Genomic DNA, 2054 nt, shown 5'->3' with positions numbered 1-2054 from the left:
GGGAGTTGGCCGATTATGCAGTAACGACTCATGCAGTCAGTTTACGCCGCGCTTGCCGGGTGGTAGGCATCAGCGATTCGGTATATCGCTATAAATGTCAACAACAGTCTAAAAGTGATCCACAGCAACAATCTAAAAGTGATCCACTACTCTTTAGGTTTATCCATTAATCCGGCTTGTTTCTTTTCTTTGATCCGATAGCTTTCTCCTTTAATTTGTAAGATATGAGAGTGGTGTAAAACCCGGTCTAACATGGCAGAAGTGAGCGCTGTATCGTTAGCAAACACCTGTCCCCACTGACCAAATGGCAAGTTGCTGGTTAGAATAACTGAGCCTTTTTCATAGCGTTTAGCAATCACATCAAACAGTAGTTTGGCCTCATGTGCGCTGAAGGGCAGATATCCAATTTCATCGATGATAAGAAGTCTGGGCGCGACCACTGAGCGTTGCATCACTTGTTTATAGTTGTCCTGCCGCTGCGCGGTGGCCAGTTGCAGGATTAAATCAGACGCACTGATAAAGCGGGTTTTAATACCGGCCTGAACAGCTTTGTAGCCTAAGGCTACAGCAATATGCGTTTTACCTACGCCGGATGGCCCCAGCATCACGACGTTTTCTTGTCGCTCAATGAAGGATAGCGAGGCTAATTCCGTCACTTGTTTTTTTGGCACGCCGGTGGCGAAGCCGTAATCAAACGCCTCCAGCGTTTTTAACGCAGGGAAGCCCGCCATTCGGGTAAACACATGCTGCTTTCGCTGGTGACGCGAGCGTTTTTCACACTGGAGAACTTGCTCAAGGAAGGTCAGATAGTCCCACTCTTCTTTCGCCGCTTGCTGAGCTAAATCACATGCGTTAGCGTCAATGCCTTGCAGTTGTAACGCTAAGGTAAGTTCGCCAATGCGTGCTAATTGTAAATTCATATGGCCTCCATCAGTTGATCATAAATGCTTAGATCATGGTGCAGTGGCTGCTGGCTTAACACGCCTAGCGAAGGCAAAGAGCTCTTGACAGACAATGACTGGGCAACGGGCAATATTTGAGGCGGTAATGCCTGCAAGACCTTGCGCTCTTCCACCAGGCGCTCAGCAGGCTTTTGTTTGGTAGTGTCATGGATACGTTGATGGGCAACGGTTTCAAGCCATAGCGCTACGTGCTCATTGGCCGTGTCTACGTCCAATGTCAGACCCAGCGCCATCAGTTTGGTATTCAGAGGGCGGAAGAAATTATCCCGCACATAGCGCACCATTCTTTCAACTTTGCCCTTGGTTTGAGGCCGGTAGGTGTGACACAGCTTTGGGATAAAACCCATACTTTTGGCAAACTGGTAAAACGCCTGATTGAGCTTATGCTCGCCTTCACCATAAGCATCACGTTCAACCACTACGGTTTTCATATTGTCGTACCAGACTTCACGTGGAATGCCCTGGAAGTAATCAAAAGTCAGGCGATGGCAGTGCTCCAGTGTGTCGTAGCGCATGTTATCGGTGAAAACCACCATCATCGCGCGACTAAAGCCTAAGACCGCGATGAACGCATGAATGGGGTGTTTGCCACCACGCATCTGCCCCCAGTCTACCTGCATTTGTTTACCGACTTCGGTTTCAAACCGCACAACCGGCTCCGGGGTGGGTGTGCCACGGTACTGATACAAGTACTGGCGCAGTAACGATAAGCTACCGCTATAACCGAGTTCTTTCAGCTCGCGGAATAATACCTCTCCTGAGAGATGTACCGGCTTAGCCTGTGCAATGCGTGAATGTAAAAAGGATTTAAAAGGATCAAGTAACGAACTGCCTCTTGCCCGCTTTGAGTAAACTGGGGTGTTAACTTTGTCCCGAAGATAACGCTTAACAGTGTTACGTGATATGCCCAGCTGTTTGGCAATAGCACGTTGCGAAAGACCTTGTTGATGCAAAATCTGAATTTTCATGAGTTCTTCTTTTGTGATCAAAGTGCCCCCGGCGTTTTTCAAGCTAGTTGTCACCATTGACCGTTTTAAGCGGCCTGTTTTTCTATCTGTTTAGTCTGCTGTTTTTCAGGATTCAGCGTTGTCG

The 2054-nt window shown here is 48.1% G+C and carries 2 protein-coding genes; both read right to left on the bottom strand.

Annotation, left to right across the window (positions count from 1 at the left end):
- Window positions 1-146: 146 nt before the first annotated feature.
- Window positions 147-920 (bottom strand): IS21-like element helper ATPase IstB, encoded by a 774-nt coding sequence (gene istB, locus H141_RS0119465; RefSeq protein WP_019677941.1) that lies wholly within the window; start codon window positions 918-920, stop codon window positions 147-149.
- Complete coding sequence (gene istA, locus H141_RS0119460; protein WP_026349574.1) at window positions 917-1951, bottom strand: IS21 family transposase; 1035 nt, start codon at window positions 1949-1951, stop codon at window positions 917-919. Before istA ends, istB begins: the two co-directional genes overlap by 4 nt.
- Window positions 1952-2054: the final 103 nt, after the last annotated feature.

Origin of the sequence: Arsukibacterium perlucidum DSM 18276 (genome assembly GCF_000382165.1) — a bacterium.
In the GTDB taxonomy this organism is placed as follows: domain Bacteria; phylum Pseudomonadota; class Gammaproteobacteria; order Enterobacterales; family Alteromonadaceae; genus Alishewanella; species Alishewanella perlucidum.
Note: the sequence above shows the minus strand (reverse complement) of the source record. Positions and strands in the feature narration are given on the sequence as shown.

Excerpts from the sequence above, each read along its gene's own strand:
- istB (WP_019677941.1), bottom strand. The coding sequence starts at position 920 with ATGAATTTACAATTAGCACGCATTGGCGAACTTACCTTAGCGTTACAA.